The sequence below is a fragment of the Rhodococcus sp. 1R11 genome, from assembly GCF_004563845.1.
GTDB lineage: Bacteria > Actinomycetota > Actinomycetes > Mycobacteriales > Mycobacteriaceae > Rhodococcoides.
On sequence record NZ_SPNG01000002.1, the window covers coordinates 208,681 to 230,475 of the forward strand.

Genomic DNA, 21,795 nt, shown 5'->3' on the forward strand with positions numbered 1-21,795 from the left:
ATGACCACCTCCACCGCAGGCTCCACTCCTGACCAAAAGGGTCGTTCCGCAGGCTCCACTCCTGACCAGAAGGGTCGTTCCGCAGGCTCCACTCCTGCTATTTCGGGTCGTTCCGCAGGCTCCACTCCTGCCATTCCCTGGGCCCTGCGCACCGACCAACTGGTGGGATCGGTGATCGACTCGTCGACATCGCTTCTCGCTGCCCAGAAACACGACATCGTCAGGTTCGCGATGGGATCTCCTGCAGCCGAGACGGTTCCGGCCGCGGCGTTCACCGAGATCGCCGGCAGTGTGCTCACTGCGGACGCCTTCGATTACGGTGCCACCGAGGGTGATCCGGGTCTGCTCGACGCGTTGTTGGCGTACCTCGAGTCCGTCGGCGAACCCACGTCGGAGGATCGGGTCGTCATCACCTCGGGCGGCATGCAGGGACTCGACATCGCCTGCAAGCTGTTCGTCGATCCCGGCGATTTGGTGATCGTCGAAAGTCCCACGTACACCAACGGAACGGCCACCGTGCTGAGCTACGGCGGCGACATTCTCGAGGCACCGATGGACAGTGACGGTCTGATCGTCGAGGCGTTACCCGAACTCGTCGAGCGAGCCGGGCGTCTACCGAAAATGATCTACGTGATTCCCAACTTTCAGAATCCGTCCGGGGTCACGCTGTCGCTCGAGCGTCGACTGTTGTTGATCGAGTTGGCACACCGATGGGGCTCGGTGATTCTCGACGACGATCCCTATGGACTGCTGCGTTTCTCGGGGGATCCGATCCCGAGTTTCGGGGCTCTCAGTCCGAACGATCCGCTGATCTTCTCGGTGCGGACCTTCTCGAAGATGATCGCTCCCGGTCTGCGCGTGGGGTGGGTGGACGCGGCCCCCGAAGCGCGTCGGTTGATCGTCAACGCCAAGCAGGCGATGGACACCTGTACGAATCTTCCGGCACAGAGGATGGTGGCCGAGTACATCAGGCGCGGGCTGCTCGAGGAGCACCTGCGGTCGCTGGCTGCGGTGTACCTACCTCGAAAGATCGCGATGCAGAACAGCATTGCGGCACACTTCGGTGACGCGATGTCCACCACGGATCCCGACGGGGGATTCTTTCTGTGGGCGACGTTGCGCGGAAACGACCACGATTTCTCGACGCAGGACCTGTTCGAAACAGCACTGGCCGAAGGGGTTGCCTACATTCCCGGACCGGCGTTGTCGGTGGGCGGCAAGTTTCACGATTCGCTACGGCTGTGCTTTGCCTCGTCGACACCCGAGCGCATCGAGGAAGGGATCAGGCGATTGGCCGTCGCGGTGGAAAAATCGAAGCATCTGCTCGCCTCCGACCCCACGCGATGACCGTTCCGACTGCCCAGGAGTCTCTGCTCGGCACCATCGACGAGGCCGAGATCGTTTCTCTCACAGCCGCGCTGATCGAGGCCGGCGGTGAAAACCCGGGAGACACAGAAGAGAAGTGCGCGAAAGTGCTCGAGGAGCGTTGTCGCGCATTGGGATTCGATGTTCGCACGGTCGAGGTCGCTCCCGGCAGACCCAATGTGATCGCCTCGATCGGACCCGATGACACCCCCGGGATCCTGTTCGTCGGCCATTCCGACGTCGTTCCGGCGGGCACCGGCTGGACGACGGATCCGTTCACCGCGGTTGTGCGAGAGGGGCGCATGGTCGGACGGGGAGCATGCGACATGAAGGGGGGAGTGGCCGCAGTGGTGGCCGCGATGGATGCGGTGAAACGTGCCGGTCTTGCAGATCGCTTCCCGATGACGTTGGCGTGTCTGGTGGACGAGGAAGACACGGGCTTGGGTATTCGAGCATTCGTGGCCGACCCGGGACCCCGTCGCTTCCAGTGTTGCGTGGTGGCCGAGCCGACGGACCTGGTGACCATCATCGGTTGCCGAGGAGCCGCGAATATCGAGATCGACGTGCGCGGGCGTTCGGCACATGCAGGTCAGCCGCGCAACGGTGCCAATGCGATATCCGCCGCCGCCCGCATCGTCGCCGTCATCGAGGACTGGCAGGTCGAATTGGACGAGCATCCACACGCCGAACTCGGTCCCGCTACCTGGAACGTGGGCACCGTGACGGGAGGTGCCGGTACGTCGATGGTTGCCGACCGGTGCGTGCTCACGGTCGACCGTCGGCTGCTACCCGGTGAGCGCGCCGAACAGGTGGTGGACGACCTCCGTTCGCGGATCGACGCGGCAGGCATCATCGGTTCGGGAATCGAGGTACATCTCGAGGTGTCGATGGAAATGCCGGGCTTTCTGACTGCTGCGGACGATGGATTGGTCACCACTGCAATGCAATCGGTTCGCGACATCGGATCTGCCGGTTTCACTGACATCTGGACGGCTTCGTGCGATGGTGGTTTCGTGGCACAGCAGATGGGTATCAGCACCGTCGTGCTCGGTCCCGGGGAGATCGAAAAGCAGGCGCACCGGCCGGACGAGTCCGTCGCCGTGCAGCAATTGACCGACAGCGCAAAGGCGTACGCGTTGATCGCCACCAGAATCGCTGCGCCACCTGGTCTTTAGTTTTCCAAGAGGGGGTTGTTCGAGACGTGCGTCCGGCGTCGACGTAAAGTCGGACGCTGCGAAGTACCAAACCGACGCTCCACGTTGTCATAAAGCGAGAGGTATTGGACCGTGACCGAAACTTCAGGGTCGGCAGCTTCGCCGACCGGATATCCGCCGAGTACCGACACACTCAGCGCGAACGAAACCAAAATTCTCCACCGCGCGATCGGCGGGTCCGCACTGGGCAATGCCGTGGAATGGTTCGACTACGCGGTGTACGGCTACCTCGCCGTCTACATCGCCGCCAATTTCTTTCCGTCGGACGACGGGGGAGCGAGCCTGCTCTCCACGTTCGCCGTGCTGGCGGCGTCGTTCATCATTCGCCCCATCGGCGGCATCGTGCTCGGCCCGCTCGGCGACCGCATCGGTCGTCAGAAGGTCCTCGTCCTGACCGTCTCGATGATGACGTTGGCCACGGCGGCGATCGGCGTGCTGCCGACGTTCGACACCATTGGCATTGCAGCACCGTTGCTGCTGCTCGTCTGCCGACTGGTGCAGGGCTTCTCCACCGGCGGTGAGTACGGCGGCGCAGCAGTGTTCATGGCCGAGTACGCGCCCGACAAGCGCCGCGGATTCTTCGGGTCGTTCCTCGAATTCGGCACCCTCGCAGGCACGGTGGGCGGTGCCACCCTGTGCACCCTGCTCAACGTCGGGCTCGGAGACGAGACCATGGAGGCCTGGGGCTGGCGAATCCCCTTCCTGGTGACGCTCCCGTTGGGCATCGTCGCGCTGTGGCTGCGGACCCGGCTCGAAGATTCTCCGGTGTTCGCCGAGGCCAAGGAAGACGGCGGCACGGTCGAAGAGGGTGCAGGCGGAGCAGTCACCTCCCTGAAGGCCACCTTGACGTACTGGCAGCGGATCGTGATTCTGATGGGATTCGTGCTGCTGCTCAACATCGCGTACTACACGGTGCTCACGTTCTTGCCCTCGTACCTCAGCGACACGTTGGGGCACAGCACGACTCAGTCCAACTTCACTCTCGTGGCCATCATGATCATCATGATGTTGATCATCAACCCGATCGGTGCCTTGTCCGACCGGGTGGGCCGAAAGCCGTTGCTGCTGGTCGCCTGCGTGGGGTACTTCGTGTTCAGCGTCCCGCTGTTTCTGTTGATCATCAACACCGGACTGATCGGCCAGAGCATCGGCCTGCTCGGTCTCGGCGTGTTGCTGGTCATCATGTGCTCCTGCGTGTCGTCGACGCTGCCCGCACTGTTTCCCACTCAGGTGCGCTACGGAGCGTTCGCCATCGGATACAACGTCTCGACGGCGCTCTTCGGTGGCACGGCACCGCTGATTCTGACGTTCCTGATCGACCGAACGGGTTCCAACCTGATCCCGGGTTGGTACATGATGATCGCAGCTGCCATCGCGTTCGTTCCGATCCTGCTGATGCCCGAAACCGCGGGCCGGTCGTTGCGCGGCACCCAGTGCCCCGGTGACAACGACGACGAGGTCGCTGCGTCCGGCGTCGAGCTCGTCGGATACAAGTCCAAGTAGTGCGTCCGGTCCTGGCCGTTCTGCATGCCGGCGACCTTCCCGACGGACTCGAGTCCGTCGCGGAGGTCGCCGACATCAGATACGCCACCGCCGACACGCTCACCGAGGCCGTCGACGGTGCCGACGCACTGCTGCTGTGGGATTTTTTCTCGCCCGCAGTCGAATCCGCTTGGCCGCGTTGCGGTTCGCTGAAGTGGATCCATATCGCCGCTGCCGGAGTGGACTCGTTGTTGTTCGACGAACTGGTGGAATCCGATGTGGTCGTGACCAATTCGCGTGGAGTGTTCGACCGGCCGATCGCCGAGTTCGTGCTGGCCCAAATTCTGGCGTTCGCGAAGGACTCCGAACGTTCACGCACACTGCAGCATTCGAAGATGTGGCAGCATCGCGAGACCGAACGCATCGATGGTGCCCATGCGATCGTCGTGGGCACGGGCGCAATCGGACGAGCCATCGCCACTTTGTTGACGGCAGTGGGCATGTCCGTCTCCGGAGTCGGCCGAACAGCCCGCGAGGGCGACCCGGATTTCGGGACGGTACATGCGAGCGACGAGTTGTCGACAGTGGTCGGTGCGGCCGACTATCTGGTACTCGTCGCACCGTTGACCGAGCAGACCAGGGGCCTCGTCGACGACGCGGTATTGGCCGCGATGCGTCCCGGATCGAGGGTGATCAACGTCGGTCGCGGCGAGCTGCTCGACACCGATGCATTGCTCACACATCTCGATTCGGGACACCTCGCCGGGGCTGCGCTCGACGTCTTCGAGACCGAGCCGCTCCCGGCCGAGCACCCGTTGTGGGCGGCCGACAACGTGGTCGTCACTCCGCACATGAGCGGGGACGCGTCGGGGTGGAAGAATCGTCTGGCCGACGTCTTCGTCGACAACGCGCAGCGATACTTCCGCGGCGAACAGCTGCGCAATGTCGTCGACAAGAGGCTCGGTTTCGTGGTGTGACCGGTCTTGTGATGTGACTGTCAGTAGGCCCGCTCGTACTGCGGTGCCACTGCCGGTGTCATCTCCACTCCGAGTTCGCGGGCCGCGCGCCGTGGCCAGTACGGATCGCGCAGCAGCTCACGGGCGAGGAGCACCGCAGTCGCTTCGCCTAGCGAAACGATGTCCTCGGCCTGTTTCGGTTCGGTGATCATCCCCACCGCTGCGGCCGGCATCGTGGTCTCGTTCTGGATACGCCGTGCGAACGGCACCTGGTAACCGGGTTCGACCGGGATCTCGGCGCGTACGTTCCCGCCGGTGGACGTATCGACGAGATCCACGCCGTGCTCGGTGAGTATCTGCGCCAGCGCGACAGTCTGATCAGAAGTCCAACTCGGAGCTTCCAAGTCGGCTGCAGCCTCGGACTTCTCGGGCTCGTCGAGCCAGTCCGTCGCCGACAGACGGACGAACACCGGAAGCTCGGCCGGCCACACCTCACGTACCGCGTCGACCACCTCGATCAGCAGGCGAGTCCGTCCAGCGAAGTCGCCGCCGTAGGCGTCGGTGCGGGTGTTGCTGGCAGGCGACAGGAATTGGTGCAGGAGGTATCCATGTGCGCCGTGTATCTCGGCTACCTGGAAGCCGGCCTTCAGTGCGCGCCGCGCAGCGTTACGAAAATCGTCGACGATCTTCGCGATGTCGTCGGCCGTCGCCTCCCGTGGTGTCGCGTAACGACCGAACGGTACGGCGCTCGGGCCCACGGTCTCCCAGCTCCGGGGGTCCTCGGCGGGCAGCGACGTGCCACCGAGCCAGGGAGCCTCCGTCGAGCCCTTGCGGCCCGCATGCGCCAGCTGGATGCCCGGGACGGTACCGAAGGACGAGATCTCGGTGACGATCTCGGCCAGTGCGTCGGCCTGTGTGTCGTTCCAGATGCCCAGGTCCGACGGGCTGATTCGGCCCTCGGGGCTGACCGCTGTGGCCTCGGTGATGATCAGACCGGCTCCGCCGATCGCGCGGCTCACCAGGTGGGTGCGATGCCAGGCACCCGCGACGCCGACGTTCGCGCCCGTCTCGTCGGCCGAGTACTGGCACATCGGTGCCATCCATACCCGGTTGGGGAAGGTGACCTCGCGCAATGTCAGGGGTTCGAACAGGGCACTCACAGGTGGTTCCTCCGGTCTGTCGATCTCGACGTCGGTGACGTCGGCTATGTCCACGCTGTCCTGCAACGACGTGGAGATGCAGCTTCATTCCCTGGCCCTATTAGTGTGTAGTGCATGACTGCTTCCGTCTCGGCCGCTTCGGTGCCGTCCTCTGCCGACGAGCGCGAGAACGTGCACTCGGCTGCTCGGCGAGCCCGCGTCGCCTCACGTGCACTGGCGTTGCTGACCACTGCGGAGAAGGATTCGCTGCTGCATGCCGCGGCCGACGCCGTGCTGGCCGCAGCGGAGCCGGTACTCGCAGCCAACGCCGCCGACATCGAGATCGCCCGCGCTGCGGGAACGGACGAGGGCCTGCTCGATCGGCTGCGGCTCACTGCACCGCGCATCGACGGCATTGCCGCCGGGCTGCGGCAGGTGGCAGGCCTACCCGATCCGATCGGCGAGGTCATCCGCGGATCGACGCTCCCCAACGGGCTCGAGATCAGGCAGATGCGGGTTCCGCTGGGCGTCGTGGGCATGGTCTACGAGGCGCGCCCCAACGTGACCGTCGACGCGTTCGGTCTGGCGTTCAAATCCGGGAACGCAGTGCTGCTGCGGGGATCCTCGTCCGCGGCGCAGTCGAACGCAGCCCTGGTCGAGGCGTTGCAGGGTGCGCTCACGAGCCGCGGGCTGCCGGAATCGGCGGTACAACTGCTCGGTAGTGCCGACCGGTCGACGGTCACCCACCTCATTCAGGCCCGCGGGCTGGTCGACGTCGTGATCCCGCGTGGCGGAGCGGGTCTGATCGCCGCGGTCGTGCGTGATGCCACGGTTCCCACCATCGAGACCGGGGTGGGAAACTGCCACGTCTATCTGCATTCCTCCGCCGACGCGGAGACGGCCGAGAAGATCGTGCTCAACGCCAAGACCCGCCGGGTGAGCGTGTGCAACGCCGCCGAAACGGTGCTGGTCGATGCCGCGATCGCCGAGACCATGGTGCCGAGGTTGTTGCAGGCGTTCCAGATGCACAGCGTCACGGTGCACGGTGATCTACCGGGGTTGGTTCCCGCAGGCGACGACGATTGGTCGCAGGAATACCTCTCGCTCGACATCGCGCTGAAGGTGGTCGACGGCATCGACGAGGCAATCGACCACATCGACCGATACGGCACCGGCCATACCGAGGCGATCGTCGCGTCGGACATCGGTGCTGCGCGCGAATTCACCCGACGAGTCGACGCGGCTGCCGTGATGGTCAACGCCTCCACCGCGTTCACCGACGGCGAGCAGTTCGGCTTCGGTGCAGAGATCGGCATCTCCACCCAGAAGCTGCACGCCCGCGGCCCCATGGGCCTGCCCGAGCTGACCTCGACCAAATGGACGGTGTGGGGCGACGGGCACGTCAGACCCGTCTGACCGGCCGACAGCCACTCGACCCGCAAGACCCGATCTTTCAGGAGTTGTGACGTGGACCGTGCCCTACCGACGACACCACCGTTGTTCGCGAGCGTGAACGATGTTCAGGCACGTCTGGCCGAGACGGGGTATCTGGCCGACAAGGCCACGGCCACATCGGTTTTTCTCGCCGATCGCCTCGGCAAGCCGTTGTTGATCGAGGGTCCCGCCGGAGTCGGCAAGACCGAGTTGGCGCGCGCTGTTGCGCAGTCGACCGGAGCCGAACTGGTGCGACTGCAGTGCTACGAGGGAGTCGACGAGGCGAGAGCACTGTACGAGTGGAACCACGCCAAACAGATCCTGCGTATCCAGTCCGGCTCGAGTGCCGACTGGGACTCGACGAAGCTCGACGTGTTCTCCGAGGAGTTTCTGCTGGCTCGGCCTCTGCTGCAGGCCATTCGCCGAACCGAGCCGACCGTGCTCCTGATCGACGAGACCGACAAGGCAGATGTCGAGATCGAGGGGTTGCTGCTCGAGGTGCTCAGCGACTTCGCGATCACCATTCCCGAGCTGGGCACGATCACGGCGGAGCGCACCCCGTTCGTCGTGTTGACCTCCAATGCCACGCGCGAACTGTCGGAAGCCCTCAAGCGCCGCTGCCTGTTCCTGCACCTCGACTTCCCCGACGCGGACCTCGAGCGTCGAATCCTGGCCAGCCGCGTTCCCGAACTGCCCGAGGCGATCGCGGAGCAGATGATCAAGACCGTCCGCGTACTCCGGGGGATGCAGCTCAAGAAGTTGCCGTCGGTGGCCGAGACGATCGACTGGGGTCGCACACTTCTGGCCCTCGGCATGGACACTCTCGACGACGACGCGGTCCGGTCGACGCTGGGAGTGGTGCTCAAGCATCAGTCCGATCAGGTGCGCGCCGCCGCTGAACTGCGGCTGAACTGACATGCTCGCCCCACACGGAATTCCCGGGCATCTCGTCGGCTTCGTCGAGGCGTTACGCAAGCGTGGGATCTCGGTGGGGCCGTCGGAGACCGTCGATGCCGGACGCGTGCTGTCGGTGTTGGATCTGTTGGATCGAGAAGCGGTCCGCGAGGGGCTGGCCTGTGCGCTGCTGAGACGTCCGACGCATCGCGGGGTATTCGACGCGTTGTTCGACCTGTGGTTTCCGGTGGCGTCGGGGGCCAGGGATTCGGGTCGGATCGACACCGCGCTGCCGCGCACCGACACGGGCGAGGTCGACATCGATGCGTTGCGTGAACTGATCGTCGAACTGCTCTCGGACGATTCGGCGGAGGCTGCCGAACTGACCCAGATGCTGGCGGCTCAGATGGTCGAGGAGCTCGGTCAGTACAAGTCTTCGAACGGGCCGTCGTTCTCGGCCTATCAGGCGTTGCGTGATGTCGCTCCCGACACGCTGCTCCGCAAGATCCTCGACGGCCTGCTGGGCCGAAGTGACGATACGCCGGATCGGCCCACCGACGACTACGAGTCCGAGGTGGCCAAACGTACTGCAGCGCAACGTATTGCCGACTTACGTAAGATGGTCGAGAGCGAGACGAGGCGACGGTCGGCCGAGAAACTGGGCCGCGACCGGGTAGCGAGCTACGGTGTGCCGAAACTGGCGGAGGAAGTCGATTTCCTGCGTGCCTCGGACACGGAGATGGCTGCATTGCGACGTAACGTCGCACCGCTGGCGCGGTTGCTGGCCTCGCGACTTGCGGTGCGCCGCAGTCGAAGCAGGCACGGCTCCATCGATCTGCGACGCACGCTGCGCAAATCCATGTCGACCGGCGGTATTCCCATCGATCTGGTGGAGCGCAAGCCACGTCGGGCCCGGCCGGAACTGGTTGTGCTGTGCGATGTCTCGGGGTCGGTGGCCGGATTCAGCAACTTCACTCTGCTGCTGGTGCACGCTCTTCGTGAACAGTTCTCCCGGGTACGAATTTTTGCGTTCGTCGACTCCACCGACGAGGTGACTCGGTTCTTCGATTCCGGGGCAGACCTCGGGGCCGCTATGAGCCGGATCGTGCGGGAGGCGGACCTGGTGACGTACGACGGTCATTCGGATTACGGGCATGCTCTGACGACGTTCGACGAGAAGTACGCGCAGGTCATCACCAGCCGCAGTTCGGTTCTCGTTCTGGGCGATGCCCGCACCAACTATCGCGAACCGAAGCTGCCGGCGTTGGCCCGAATCGTCTCGGTGGCCAAGCACGCGTACTGGCTCAACCCAGAGCCCAAATCTCAGTGGGGATCCGGTGATTCGGCGGCCAAGGTGTATGCGGACGTGATTGCGATGCACGAGTGTCGGTCGGCCCAGCAGCTCGCGACGGTGGTCTCACGACTGTTGCCGGTATGAGGCGTGTAACCGGCGTCGCTGCCACGGACGTAGAATCGTCGGTTGTGCAGCACGAATCCGGCCCCGGTGAGGACACGAACACCACGCCGACTCTCCGGTTGGGGGTCATGGGTGGCACCTTCGACCCCATTCATCACGGTCACCTCGTGGCTGCCAGTGAGGTGGCGGCCACGTTCGGTCTGGACGAGGTCATCTTCGTTCCCACCGGGACCCCGTGGCAGAAGGAGGGCCGGTCGGTCAGCCCGGCCGAGGATCGCTACTTGATGACGGTCATCGCCACCGCGTCGAATCCTCGGTTCTCGGTGAGTCGGGTCGACGTCGACCGGGAGAAGTCGACCTACACCGTCGACACCCTGAGGGATCTTCGCTCGCAGCACCCCGATGCCGAGTTGTACTTCATCACCGGTGCTGATGCGCTCGAGTCCATCCTGACGTGGCAGAACTGGGAGGAGCTCTTCGAGCTCGCGAAGTTCGTCGGAGTGACACGGCCGGGCTTCGAGCTCGGCGTCGATCATCTGGCCAACCATCTACGGTCCTTGCCCGCGGACACTCTCACATTGATGGAAATCCCGGCACTCGCGATATCGTCGACGGACTGCCGACGTCGCGCAGGTGAGAATCGGCCGGTTTGGTACCTCGTGCCGGACGGCGTCGTGCAATACATCTCGAAGAGGAACCTCTATCGACCCCGAGGCGCGCAGCGCCTCGACGGATCCGTCACCATGTCGGAACCGGCGCCACAGAAGAAGCAACCGGCCGGGTCGGTCACCAGCGCAGTGACCGCCGACCCGAGCCATACGAGTGGGAGTACACCGAAGTGACTGCAACAGCCGAAGCCGCCGAGATGGCGCGTATCGCCGCGCTCGCAGCCGACGACAAACTGGCCAGCGACGTGGTGATCCTCGACGTCTCCGACCAGCTCTACATCACCGATTGCTTCGTGATCGCCTCCGCGCCCAACGAGCGTCAGGTCAACTCGATCGTGGAGAACATCGAAGATCAGCTTCGTGAGGCCGGACACAAGCCGGTCCGGCGCGAGGGCACCCGAGAGGGCCGCTGGGCTCTGTTGGACTACTCCGACATCGTGGTGCACGTCCAGCACAACGAAGAGCGCAACTTCTACGCGCTCGAGCGGCTGTGGAAGGACTGCCCGACGATCGAGGTTCCGGGCCTCGGTCAGCGTCCGGCACCGGAACCGGAGCAATGATCCGACGGCTCATCCTGCTTCGCCACGGTCAGACTGACTACAACGCCACCGACCGTATGCAGGGCCAGCTCGATACCGATCTGTCCGAGCTGGGCCGCAGTCAGGCGAAGACGGCTGCGGCCGAATTGGCTGTCCGCGCGCCCATCCGCATCGTCTCGTCCGATCTCAAGCGCGCTCTCGACACTGCGGAAGCTCTCGGGGACGCGGCTGGAGTCCCGGTGTCCACGGACGAGCGGCTGCGGGAGACACATCTCGGCGACTGGCAGGGACTCACCCACACCGAAGTGGACGACATCGCCCCCGGTGCGCGTCCGGCCTGGCGTGCCGACGCAACCGTCGCCCCGCCCGGTGGGGAAAGTCGCATCGACGTTGCGAACCGCAGCGTGCCGCTGGTGCGTGAGCTTCTCGGCGGCGTCCCCGAGTGGGGTGCCGACGGCGACCAGCGACCACTGGTGCTCGTGGCGCACGGAGGGTTGATCGCTGCCCTGACCGCAGCGTTGCTCGCACTGCCGACCGATCGCTGGCCGGTGCTCGGCGGCCTCGCCAACACCAGCTGGGTACAGCTCGGTGCGCACGGACCCGGCGACAACCCGTCCTGGCGGCTCGACGTCTGGAACGCCTCGGCGCGGGTGGCCAGTGACGTCCTCTGAGGAGGCCGCCGCGCGCCCCGTGCTGCTCGTGCTGGCGGACTCGCTGAGCTATTACGGACCCGAGGGCGGGCTGCCGGTCGACGATCCTCGACTGTGGCCCAATATCGTTGCTGCAGAGCTGGATTGGAATATCGAGCTGGTAGCCCGCATCGGCTGGACGAGCCGCGATGCGTGGTGGGCTCTGACCCAGGATCCGCGAGTGTGGGCGGTGATACCGCGGGCCGGTGCCGTCGTACTCGGAATCGGCGGCATGGACTCGTTGCCGTCGCCGCTACCGACCGCGTTGCGTGAGCAGATCCGCTACATCCGTCCGCCCGCACTTCGGCGGGTCGTTCGCGCGGGTTATCAAGCGGTGCAGCCGGTTCTGTCGCATCTCGGTTGGCCGGTGGCGCTTCCGCCGCGACTGAGTGTCGACTACCTCGAGCAGACCCGCGCCGCATTGGCCTACGTGCGGCCGGAATTGCCCGTCGTCGGTACCTATCCGTCGGTGCATCGGTGCGACGCCTACGGGCGGGTGCATTCGGGGCGCGAGCCCGCGGTACGAGCGCTGCGTGCTTGGAGCGACGAAAATAGTGTTCCCATGGTCGATCTCGCGGAGGCAGTTCGTCCGAACATCGAGTCCGAGAACGCCAACCCCGACGGAATCCACTGGGGGTGGGACGCACATGTGGCCGTGGCCGACGCAATGCTGACGGTGTTGCGACCGGTGGCAGCGGCGGCAGCGATCCGGCACTCATGACCGTCGCCGTCGTCACCGACTCGTCGTCCTGCCTGCCCGCGTCCGTAGCCGCCGAGTGCGGTATCACGGTGGCACCGCTGCATGTGTTGGTGGACGGCGTCGACCATCGTGAGGGAATCGACGAGATTCCCGAACAATCGACCGACGGAAAGCCGGTGACGACCGCGGGGGCGTCTCCGGGCGAGCTGACCGAGGTCTATGCCGCAGCTCTCGAACGCAGTCGCGGGGCGGGCGTCGTCGCACTGCACATCTCCCGGGGCCTGTCGAGCACCTGGGAGGCTGCGCGGCAGGCCGCCGAGCAGATCGGATCGTTGGTGAAGGTTGTCGATTCCGGTTCTGCCGGAATGGGATTGGGCTACCCGGCGCTGGCAGCAGCGTATGCCGCAGCGGGTGGAGCCGGACTCGACGAGGTCTACGACGATGCTGTTCGCAGGTCTGCGTCGTCGAGATGTTTCATCGTCGTCGATCGATTGGATCACCTGCGCCGCGGCGGCCGTATCGGCACTGCCGCAGCCCTGCTCGGTACGGCCCTGGCGATGAAGCCGGTGCTGCACATCAGCGATGGTGCGCTGGTGTTGCGTGAGAAGACGCGAACCTCCTCGAAGGCACTGAGCAAGCTGGTGGACGCGGCAGCTGCCGCGGCAGCCGACATCGGTACGCAATCCGGGGTTGTCGTGGCGGTGCATCATATGCAGTGCGCCGAGCGAGCCGAGGACGTCTCAGCCCTGCTGATGGCGCGTATCCCGGACCTGACCAGCGTCGACGTGCTGCCGTTCGGTGCGGTGCTCGGTGCACACGTCGGTCCCGGTGCCGTCGGCGTAGTCGTCGCTCCCGGTCATCGGTAGGGCGTATCGAGCCGCGTCATCCACAGACTCTCGGTTGTGCACAGGGCAGTTCGCGACCACGGTTCGCCCCGGTCGGGTCCGTCCGGAAGGCGCTAGCATCCTGAGACATGGGCGGCGACGACGATCGGGCACACACGGTGGCACGATTGAATTCCGTGCGGAGGCAGAGTGATTCCGCGCGCGCCGAGCCGCGCCGAGTCGACGAATTCGATGACCCCCAGGGCGAGCCGCCGATCGGGCAACCACAGGACGGCGTCGTGCGTCCCGATCCGGAGTGGCTGCTTCCTGCCGCGCAGCGTCCCGAATCACCATGGTCGTCGTTGCTACCGCAGCGGTGGCGATTCGCGCGGGTGGATCCCGGCCGACCCGGTGTGAAGGCGTTGGCGGCGGCGGGTGTGTTCGTGGTCCTCGTCGCCGGCTTCGCGGTGTTTCGAGATGCGCCGACGCCTGCGCCCGCACCACCTCTGGCGGTGGTCTCCACCGACGCCGCCGATGCCCGCGCGCCGGACTCGGCGTTGTCCGAATCCGGATCGTCGAGCCGGCCGCCGGACAGAACGGCCGGCACGGCACCGGTCGCCGAAACAGAACTTGTCGTCAGTGTCGTCGGACTCGTCGCGCATCCCGGTCTCGTTCGGCTGCAACCGGGCTCGCGCATCGCCGACGCCCTGGCCGCAGCGGGAGGGGCTGTGGAGGGTGCCGATCTGTTGGCGCTGAACATGGCAGCTCGGGTGTCGGACGGCGATCAGATCGTCGTGGGGCTAGTACCGGCTCCGGCGGCCCCTCCGGTCAGCGGCACCACATCGGGTCAGGGTGCAGGGCCAGGCGGAGTTGCCGGTTCGACGACGGACCAGGCGGGCCCTGCCGCCGGCGGAGCAGTGGACCTCAATACGGCCACGGTCGCAGAATTGGACGCGCTGCCCGGTGTGGGACCGGTGACGGCAACGTCGATCGTGAGCTGGCGCGACACGAACGGCCGCTTCGTATCGGTCGATCAGCTCGCCGAGGTCGACGGTATCGGCCCGGGCCGGCTCACCAAGATTCGCGACCTGGTCCGAGTCTCGTGACCGGGGTGCCGTCGTCGACGGACTCCGAGGAACCAGTTCCTTTCGACATCCGCCTGATTCCGGCGGCAGCGGCATCCTGGTCGATCACTGCGACCGGTATTCTCGCCGGTCCGAGCGCGGCGGTGAAGGCCACGGTGGTGACGTGCGCGATCGTGGTGCTGGGAGCCGTTGTGCTGCAGAGGATCTCGAAGGGTCGAGCGGACACCGCGAGACACGTGTGGTCCGGGGCGGCCGCGGTGATCGTCGTGGCGTTGTGTTTCGGCGGTGCGATCTGGCTCCAGATGCGCTCGGTGGCGGAGCATCCAGTGGCTGCGGCCGCGCAGAATCGGGCATGGATCACGGCAGTGGTCGACATCGAAGAAGACCCGCGACGTCTGCCCGCGCCCGGGCCGCCGACGGTGATGTTGCAGGCGGAGATGACCCGCGTCGATGTCGGTGGCGAGGCGCTCTACGTCGGCGGCCGGGTATCGATCGTGGCACCGGAGTCGACATGGTCGGCACTGCTTCCGGGCCAGCAGATCACGGTCCGGGGCCGGCTCGGGGTACCCACCAGGTCCGATATGACCGTGGCCGTCATCCGAACGACCGGTCCGCCGGTGGCAGTAGGTGAGCCCGGACCGGTCTCGTCGGCGGCGGGCTCGTTTCGCTCGAATCTGGCAGACGTGGCGCAGAATTCGCTCCCGTCGGACCGGGCAGGTCTACTGCCGGGCCTCGTCGTGGGCGATGTCTCACGATTGGATGAGCAGGTAGTCGAGAACTTCCGAGCCGCGGGCTTGACGCATCTGACGGCGGTGTCGGGTGCGAACTTCTCGATCCTGATCGGTGCCGTGCTGTTGGTGTTGCGCGGCATAGGGATAGGGCCTCGCGCCACCGTCACGATTGCCTTCGTCGTTCTGATCGCCTTCGTCGTCGTGGCCCGACCGTCCCCGAGCGTGTTGCGCGCCGCGGTGATGGGGTCGATCGGTTTGCTGGCCTTGGTCACCGGCAGACGGAAGCAAGCGGTCCCGGCCTTGTGCGGCGCGGTGTTGGTACTACTCGGGTGGTGGCCGCGGCTGGCCGTGGACGTCGGATTCGTGCTGTCGGTGTTCGCCACCGCGGGGCTGGTGCTGGTGGCACCGATCTGGGTGGACTGGCTGCGGGCCCGAGGATGGCCCCGGGCAGCTGCGGAGGTGGTGGCGGTCGCCGCGGCGGCCCACGTGGTGACGGCACCCGTGGTGGCGGCAATGGCGGGAACGTTCAGCGTGGTGGGTGTGGTTGCGAACGTACTGGTCGCGCCGGTCGTCGCCCCCATCACCGTGGTGGGCATCGTGACGGCTGTGTTGGCTGTGGTCAGTACCTCGCTCGCCGAAATGACGGTGCAACTGGCGTCGGCACCGTTGTGGTGGTTGATCACGGTGGCCGAGCGTGCCGCGTCGGTGCCGGCAGCATCGGTCGTCGTTCCGGAGGGTGTCCGTGGAGTCGCGGCGGCGATCGTCGGCACTGTCGTGCTCCTGGGCGCGCTGCGATGGGCGTTGTTCCGCTGGGTGTCGGCCTCGCTCGCGATTGCACTTCTGGCGCTGTGGACGGCCCACGTCGTGTGGTGAGTGACGGTCCGAAGCGGATGTCCGTGGTGTCGGCGGCGCATGGCACGATCATGGTCGTGACTTCGAGTGTGGCTCCTCTGCATCTGGTACTCGGCGACGAGGAACTATTGATGGATCGTGCGGTGGCCGCGATCGTGACGCAGGTGCGTGCGAATGCGGCGATCCCGGGGGAGGACCTCCCGGTGACCCGGCTGCGGACCGGTGACGCAAGTGCTCCCGAGCTCGCCGAACTGCTGAGTCCGTCGCTGTTCGCCGAGGACCGTGTCGTCGTACTCGAGGCGGCGGCCGAGGCCGGTAAGGATGCAGTCGCTCTGGTGCTCGACGCGGCTACCGATCCACCCGAGGGTGCCGTCGTGGTGGTCATGCATTCCGGCGGCGGCCGCGCCAAAGCGATGGTCGGTGCCCTCCAGAAATGCGGGGCTCAGGTCCACGAATGCGTCAAGCTCACCAAACCGGCCGAGCGGATCGATTTCGTTCGAGGCGAGTTTCGCGCGGCGGACGTCCGCGTCAGCGGCGAGGTGATCGAGGCTGTCGTCGAGTCCGTCGGTAACGAACTCCGCGAATTGGCCTCGGCGTGTTCGCAGTTGGTCTCCGATACCGGAGGCAAAGTCGATCTGGCCGCCGTGCGTCGGTACTACTCGGGCAAGGCGGAGGTATCGGGATTCGACGTCGCGGACAAGGCCGTCATCGGTGATCGAGCCGGCGCTCTCGAAGCCTTGCGGTGGGCGATGCACCGGGGAGTGGCCCACGTTCTCCTCGCGGATGCGCTCGCCGATGCCGTGCGCACCATCGCGCTCGTCGGCTCGGCCGGTCGCGGTGACCCGTTCCGGATGGCAGGCGAACTGGGAATGCCGCCCTGGAAGATCAAGAAGGCGCAGGGCCAAGCGCGCGGGTGGAACGGCCGCTCGATAGCGCAGGCCCTACGCGTGGTGGCGCAACTGAACGCTGACGTCAAAGGTCAAGCAGCGGACGCGGACTACGCGGTGGAGCGAGCTGTCGCCGAGGTCGCCTCGTTGGGTGACCGCTAGCGGGGTGCCCGGCGCACGACAAAGCCCGCTGCGTCCTTGTCGGATGCAGCGGGCTCGATCGAGCTCAGTACGAGATCAGAGCTTGTTGACTGCGAGAGCCAGTGCCGACTTCTTGTTGGCGGCCTGGTTCTTGTGGATGACGCCCTTGCTGGCGGCCTTGTCGAGCTTGCGGCCGGCATCGAGGAGAATCTCGGAAGCCTTGTCCTTGTCGCCCGCAGCCTGTGCCTCGCGGAACGAGCGGATGACGGTGCGAAGGGAGGACTTCACCGACTGGTTGCGCAGACGTGCACGCTCGTTGGTGAGAATCCGCTTCTTCTGGGACTTGATATTGGCCACGCGTAAAATCCTTGTCGTCTTCGTCGGTATTCCGGTCAGGGCGATCCATGCTGGAATGCCCGAAGTCTGCTGCTGAGCGTTGAGCCCTGCGCCGAAGATCGAGAATACCAGCACAGGACGGCAGAACCCAATCCGGCGTCGCCCTCCACAGCCGTTTCAAGAATTTAACGCTTCTACCGCGCCTAACTCCTGTCTCTGTAGCAACATTGGCAGCATGAGTCCGCGATCGGCAACGCATGCCGCCTCCAAGGCCAAAGCGACCAGAACGAAGTCAGCGGATCGTGTCGGACCCGATGTAGACGGGGTGTTCGGGGGGTACTCCGATGTCGGAAAGTACAGCCTCGCCTTCGACGAGATGTTCGACTCGGACGGACGTACCCGAACGCCGTACAAGGGAATCCACACGGCGCTCGCCCCGGCGAACGCAGTGGATCTGGACGCCAGATCGGATGCGCTCGGTCGCGCGTTCGTCGACCAGGGCATCACGTTCTCGCTGTCCGGCCAAGAACGCCCGTTCCCGCTCGACCAGGTGCCCCGGGTCATCGCAGCAGGGGAGTGGTCGCGTCTCGAACGCGGCATCAAGCAACGCGTCAAGGCTCTCGAGATGTTTCTCGCCGACATCTACGGAGACCAGGAAATCCTGCGAGACGGCGTCGTTCCGAAACGGCTGATCACCTCGTGCGAGCACTTCCACCGCGAGGCCGTCGGCATCACCCCACCCAACGGCGTGCGCATCCACGTCGCCGGAATCGACCTCGTCCGTGACGCGCAGGGCACGTTCCGAGTCCTCGAGGACAACCTGCGTTCACCCTCGGGCGTCTCCTACGTCATGGAGAACCGCCGGACCATGGCCCGGGTGTTCCCGGACCTGTTCGCAAGTCACCGCGTGCGTGCCGTCGGCGACTACGCCTCGCACCTGCTGCGCGCTCTGCGCTCCGCCGCCGCCCTCAACGAGGCCGACCCGACCGTGGTCGTCCTCACCCCGGGTGTGGCCAACTCCGCATACTTCGAGCATTCGTTGCTCGCGCGATTGATGGGCGTCGAACTCGTCGAGGGCCGCGATCTTTTCTGCCGAGACAACATCGTCTACATGCGCACAACCGAGGGTGAGCGCCAGGTGGACGTCATCTACCGACGCATCGACGACGACTACCTCGACCCCATGCAGTTCCGGCCGGATTCCGTCCTCGGGGTGGCAGGCCTCGTCAACGCCGCCCGGGCGGGCAATGTCGTCATCTCGAGCGCCGTTGGAAACGGCGTCGGCGACGACAAGCTCGTCTACACCTACGTGCCGACGATCATCGACTACTACATGGGCGAGAAGCCCCTGCTGGCCAACGTCGACACGTTCCGCTGCTGGCTGGACGACGAGTGCGAGGAAGTGCTCGACCGTATCGACGAACTGGTCATCAAGCCGGTCGAGGGATCGGGCGGGTACGGGATCGTGTTCGGCCCCGACGCGTCGCCGAAAGAACTGGCCACCATCAGCAAGAAGGTGCGCGCGGATCCTCGCGGCTGGATCGCGCAGCCCGTCGTGCAACTCTCGACCGTTCCGACGAAGATCGGCGATCGTCTCGTGCCCCGGCACGTCGACCTCCGTCCGTTCGCAGTCAACGACGGCGACGACGTCTGGGTGTTGCCAGGCGGCTTGACCCGAGTCGCGTTGCCGGAGGGATCGTTGGTGGTCAACTCCAGCCAGGGCGGCGGCAGCAAGGACACCTGGGTGCTCGCCACCCGTACGTCGCAGGAGGAGCAGGAGCTCGCCGGCGACGAGATCGTCAGCGTTCCGCCGGAGTCGCCGATGGTCGAGCAAGGACCCGAGCTGACGATGGATCAGCAGCAGCAGCAGCAGCAGCAGCAGCAGCAACAGGCTGTTGAGAACTTCGACTCGAACGGCGGTGAACAGTAAATGCTCGCGCGCAACGCAGAGTCGCTCTACTGGATCGGACGGTATGTCGAGCGAGCCGACGACACGGCCCGCATCCTCGATGTCACCGTCCACCAGTTGCTCGAAGACGCGACAGTCGATCCCGACCACATCTCGAGAGTATTGCTTCGAGTCCTCGGTTTTCAGCACGAACCCGACGTATCGCTCGATGTGTGGTCGCTGACCGAACTGGTGGCGTTCAGCCGCGACGGACTCGGCTCGATCGTCGACTCCTTGTCGAGTGCACGCGAAAATGCCCGTGGTGCACGCGAAGTCACGTCCAGTGAGATGTGGGAGTGCCTGAACACGACGTACAACGGGCTGAACGATCGTATTCGCGCGTCCAAGCGCACCGGTCCGCACGAGTTCTTCAGCTACATCGAGGAACGCGCCGCGATGTTCGCCGGGCTGGCGGATTCCACTCTCAGCCACGACGACGGCTACCGATTCCTGCTGCTGGGCCGGTCGGTGGAACGCATCGACATGATCGTGCGTCTGCTGCTCTCGCGTGCGGGTGACCGTCCATCCTCGCCTGCATGGGTGACGGTGCTCCGTTCGGCGGGGGCACACGATACGTATCTGCGAACCTACCGTGGAGCGCTCGACGCACAGCGCGTGCTCGAATTCATGTTGCTGGACAGGCTGTTTCCGCGTTCGGTGTTCTACGCGTTGACCGAGGCGGAACGGTCGCTCGATCAGCTCGATCATCAGCCGAACAGTCGCGTGGGTGCCCGCGCAGAGGCGCAGCGCCTACTGGGTCGCGCTCGAAGCGAGCTCGAATTCCTGCGTCCCGGTGCAATTCTCGATGACTTGCAGGATCGGCTACTGGCCTTGCAGGAAACCTGCCGCGAACTCGGCGAGGCGATCTCGAAGCAGTACTTCCACGCCGCGCCGTGGGTGGCGTGGACCGATGCCGGGTCCGGCACATACGAAGATCAATTGGAAGGTGAACTGTGAGCTGGCGTATGCGTGTCGTGCACACCACGGGCTATCAGTACGACGCACCGGTGACGTCGTCGTACAACGAAGCTCGACTGACGCCGCGAAGTGACAACCGGCAGAACGTCATTCTGAACCGAGTCGAGACCAACCCGGTGACCCGCTCGTACCGGTACACCGACTACTGGGGAACGGCGGTGACGGCATTCGACCTGCACGCCCCGCACACCGAGCTCGAAGTGACCGGTTCGTCCGTGGTCGAGACCGACCCCTTCGTCTACCCCGACGAGAACGCCTCATGGGAAGAGCTGGCCAGCGACCCGATCACCGACCGCTTCAACGAGGTACTCGACAACACCGTCTACGTGCCGAAGAACCGGCAGCTCGCATCGGTTGCGAAGAAGCTGTCCAAGGGCCTGCCGCCGCAGGAATCGGTCGTCGAGATCTCCAACTGGGTCAACCAGGAGATGTCGTACGTTCCCGGCACCACCGGTGTGCACACCTCGGCGGTGGAGGCCTGGTCGGAGAAGAAGGGTGTCTGTCAGGACTACGCCCACCTGACGCTGTTGATGCTGCGCAGCGTCGGCATCCCCAGTCGGTACGTCTCGGGCTATCTGCATCCGAAGAAGCAGGCCGCGATCGGTGCGACGGTCGAGGGCCAGTCCCATGCCTGGATCGAGGCCTGGACCGGCGCGTGGTGGGGGTACGACCCGACCAACGCGATCGCCGTCAACGAGCAGCACGTGTCGGTCGGACTGGGCCGTGACTACGCCGACGTTCCGCCGCTCAAGGGCATCTTCTCCGGCGGTGGTTCGACGGCTCTCGACGTGGTCGTGGAGATCACCCGGCTGGCCTAGCGTCGTGCGCGTTGTGCGTAGCTGTGGCTACGCACAACGCGCACGAGGTCAGTTCCAGCCGTAGTCCCGGCGCAACCGGTCTGCCACGGACTCGAACTGAGCTCTACCGAGGATTGCGCCTTCGCGACGAATGCCGTCCTCGGGCACGTCGAGAACTCGGTCCAGACGGATCCAGCTCGGTCGCCCCTCGGCGTCCCACGCACCGGATCCGATCGACTGCCAGTCGCGGTCACCGTCGCGGCTGCTCTGGCTCGACAGCATCAGACCGAGCAGATCGTTGCCCTCACGCCCGATGACCAGCACCGGGCGGTCCTTGCCCTGAGTGGCGTCTTCCTCGTAGGTGACCCAGGTCCAGACGATCTCACCCGGATCGGCCTTGCCGTCCAAATCGGGGGAGTACTCGACGGTCCGCGCCCGTTGGGCGGTCGGCCTGGTCTGCGATGCCACCGGACGGCCGGGGCGAGGTGCAGGAGCCGGTGTGCGCGACGCGCTCCCGGAGATCGCGTCCTTGCCCTTCTGCAGCGCACCGGAGTTCTGTAGTTGACGCAGTAGCCTCGGGCCCTCGCGCATCGCGATCTTGCCCAGTTCCTTGCCGAATCTGCTCCAGTTGCCAGCCATGCGGCGAGTGTAGCCACGGCGGCAGCGCTACAAACCGCCCTGACTCACCGGGGGGACCAGCCACGACGGACAGCCGGGGA

General features: G+C 65.4%; 21 protein-coding genes. 18 read left to right on the forward strand and 3 right to left on the reverse strand.

Annotation, left to right across the window (positions count from 1 at the left end; translation table 11 throughout):
* The 4 genes from E4P29_RS04205 (at position 1) to E4P29_RS04220 (ending at position 5,038) form a co-directional block, all read left to right on the forward strand.
* Complete coding sequence (locus tag E4P29_RS04205; protein WP_245154156.1) at positions 1–1,347, forward strand: PLP-dependent aminotransferase family protein; 1,347 nt, start codon at positions 1–3, stop codon at positions 1,345–1,347.
* A complete protein-coding gene (locus tag E4P29_RS04210) occupies positions 1,344–2,540 on the forward strand; it encodes a M20 family metallopeptidase (RefSeq protein ID WP_135042225.1) in 1,197 nt (398 codons plus the stop codon). Before E4P29_RS04205 ends, E4P29_RS04210 begins: the two co-directional genes overlap by 4 nt.
* A gap of 111 nt (positions 2,541–2,651) precedes the next feature.
* On the forward strand, positions 2,652–4,082 hold the full coding sequence (locus E4P29_RS04215; RefSeq protein WP_135042227.1) for an MFS transporter: 1,431 nt from the start codon (positions 2,652–2,654) through the stop codon (positions 4,080–4,082).
* Positions 4,082–5,038: a D-2-hydroxyacid dehydrogenase gene (locus tag E4P29_RS04220; protein ID WP_135042229.1), complete on the forward strand. Its 957-nt coding sequence runs from the start codon at positions 4,082–4,084 to the stop codon at positions 5,036–5,038. The genes E4P29_RS04215 and E4P29_RS04220 overlap by 1 nt, the downstream gene beginning before the upstream one ends.
* Positions 5,039–5,058: 20 nt before the next feature.
* On the opposite strand, the gene E4P29_RS04225 is transcribed toward E4P29_RS04220, so the two are convergent.
* On the reverse strand, positions 5,059–6,177 hold the full coding sequence (locus E4P29_RS04225) for an NADH:flavin oxidoreductase/NADH oxidase (RefSeq protein WP_167735372.1): 1,119 nt from the start codon (positions 6,175–6,177) through the stop codon (positions 5,059–5,061).
* A 114-nt stretch (positions 6,178–6,291) separates the two neighbouring features.
* On the opposite strand from E4P29_RS04225, the gene E4P29_RS04230 reads away from it, so the two are divergent.
* From E4P29_RS04230 to holA, 11 genes are all read left to right on the forward strand, one after another.
* Entirely contained in the window at positions 6,292–7,572 is a 1,281-nt protein-coding gene (locus E4P29_RS04230; protein WP_135042231.1) for a glutamate-5-semialdehyde dehydrogenase, read from the forward strand.
* A 51-nt stretch (positions 7,573–7,623) separates the two neighbouring features.
* Positions 7,624–8,505: a MoxR family ATPase gene (locus tag E4P29_RS04235; protein ID WP_027497532.1), complete on the forward strand. Its 882-nt coding sequence runs from the start codon at positions 7,624–7,626 to the stop codon at positions 8,503–8,505.
* A 1-nt stretch (position 8,506) separates the two neighbouring features.
* Positions 8,507–9,922 (forward strand): VWA domain-containing protein, encoded by a 1,416-nt coding sequence (locus E4P29_RS04240; protein WP_135042233.1) that lies wholly within the window; start codon positions 8,507–8,509, stop codon positions 9,920–9,922.
* Positions 9,919–10,743: a nicotinate-nucleotide adenylyltransferase gene (gene nadD, locus E4P29_RS04245; protein WP_280634519.1), complete on the forward strand. Its 825-nt coding sequence runs from the start codon at positions 9,919–9,921 to the stop codon at positions 10,741–10,743. The genes E4P29_RS04240 and nadD overlap by 4 nt, the downstream gene beginning before the upstream one ends.
* On the forward strand, positions 10,740–11,129 hold the full coding sequence (gene rsfS / locus E4P29_RS04250; RefSeq protein WP_135042235.1) for a ribosome silencing factor: 390 nt from the start codon (positions 10,740–10,742) through the stop codon (positions 11,127–11,129). The genes nadD and rsfS overlap by 4 nt, the downstream gene beginning before the upstream one ends.
* Entirely contained in the window at positions 11,126–11,779 is a 654-nt protein-coding gene (locus E4P29_RS04255; protein WP_027497528.1) for a histidine phosphatase family protein, read from the forward strand. The genes rsfS and E4P29_RS04255 overlap by 4 nt, the downstream gene beginning before the upstream one ends.
* The gene (gene octT, locus E4P29_RS04260; RefSeq protein WP_135042237.1) at positions 11,766–12,518 is read left to right on the forward strand and encodes a diglucosylglycerate octanoyltransferase; all 753 of its coding nucleotides are present in this window, start codon (positions 11,766–11,768) and stop codon (positions 12,516–12,518) included. Before E4P29_RS04255 ends, octT begins: the two co-directional genes overlap by 14 nt.
* Complete coding sequence (locus E4P29_RS04265; RefSeq protein WP_135042239.1) at positions 12,515–13,363, forward strand: DegV family protein; 849 nt, start codon at positions 12,515–12,517, stop codon at positions 13,361–13,363. The genes octT and E4P29_RS04265 overlap by 4 nt, the downstream gene beginning before the upstream one ends.
* A gap of 107 nt (positions 13,364–13,470) precedes the next feature.
* Positions 13,471–14,427 (forward strand): ComEA family DNA-binding protein, encoded by a 957-nt coding sequence (locus E4P29_RS04270; RefSeq protein WP_135042241.1) that lies wholly within the window; start codon positions 13,471–13,473, stop codon positions 14,425–14,427.
* A gap of 5 nt (positions 14,428–14,432) precedes the next feature.
* Positions 14,433–16,010 (forward strand): ComEC/Rec2 family competence protein, encoded by a 1,578-nt coding sequence (locus E4P29_RS04275; RefSeq protein ID WP_135042723.1) that lies wholly within the window; start codon positions 14,433–14,435, stop codon positions 16,008–16,010.
* Positions 16,011–16,060: 50 nt separating this feature from the next.
* Entirely contained in the window at positions 16,061–17,038 is a 978-nt protein-coding gene (gene holA, locus E4P29_RS04280) for a DNA polymerase III subunit delta (protein WP_179273972.1), read from the forward strand.
* Positions 17,039–17,113: 75 nt separating this feature from the next.
* Here holA and rpsT read toward each other — a convergent pair whose 3' ends face one another.
* The gene (rpsT, locus tag E4P29_RS04285; protein WP_027497522.1) at positions 17,114–17,374 is read right to left on the reverse strand and encodes a 30S ribosomal protein S20; all 261 of its coding nucleotides are present in this window, start codon (positions 17,372–17,374) and stop codon (positions 17,114–17,116) included.
* A gap of 355 nt (positions 17,375–17,729) precedes the next feature.
* Between rpsT and E4P29_RS04290 the strand changes: the two genes are divergently transcribed.
* The 3 genes from E4P29_RS04290 to E4P29_RS04300 are packed head-to-tail and all read left to right on the forward strand — an operon-like array spanning position 17,730 to position 21,097.
* Positions 17,730–19,283, forward strand: coding sequence for a circularly permuted type 2 ATP-grasp protein (locus E4P29_RS04290; RefSeq protein WP_245154181.1), 1,554 nt, complete (start codon positions 17,730–17,732; stop codon positions 19,281–19,283).
* Positions 19,284–20,258: an alpha-E domain-containing protein gene (locus E4P29_RS04295; protein ID WP_135042243.1), complete on the forward strand. Its 975-nt coding sequence runs from the start codon at positions 19,284–19,286 to the stop codon at positions 20,256–20,258.
* An 8-nt stretch (positions 20,259–20,266) separates the two neighbouring features.
* Positions 20,267–21,097 carry a transglutaminase family protein gene (locus tag E4P29_RS04300; protein WP_135042727.1) on the forward strand — a complete coding sequence of 277 codons (831 nt, stop codon included), beginning with the start codon at positions 20,267–20,269 and terminating at the stop codon, positions 21,095–21,097.
* A gap of 48 nt (positions 21,098–21,145) precedes the next feature.
* Here the strand turns inward: E4P29_RS04300 and E4P29_RS04305 are convergent, their stop codons facing one another.
* Complete coding sequence (locus E4P29_RS04305) at positions 21,146–21,715, reverse strand: type II toxin-antitoxin system PemK/MazF family toxin (RefSeq protein WP_048318614.1); 570 nt, start codon at positions 21,713–21,715, stop codon at positions 21,146–21,148.
* Between the last annotated feature and the right edge of the window lie 80 nt (positions 21,716–21,795).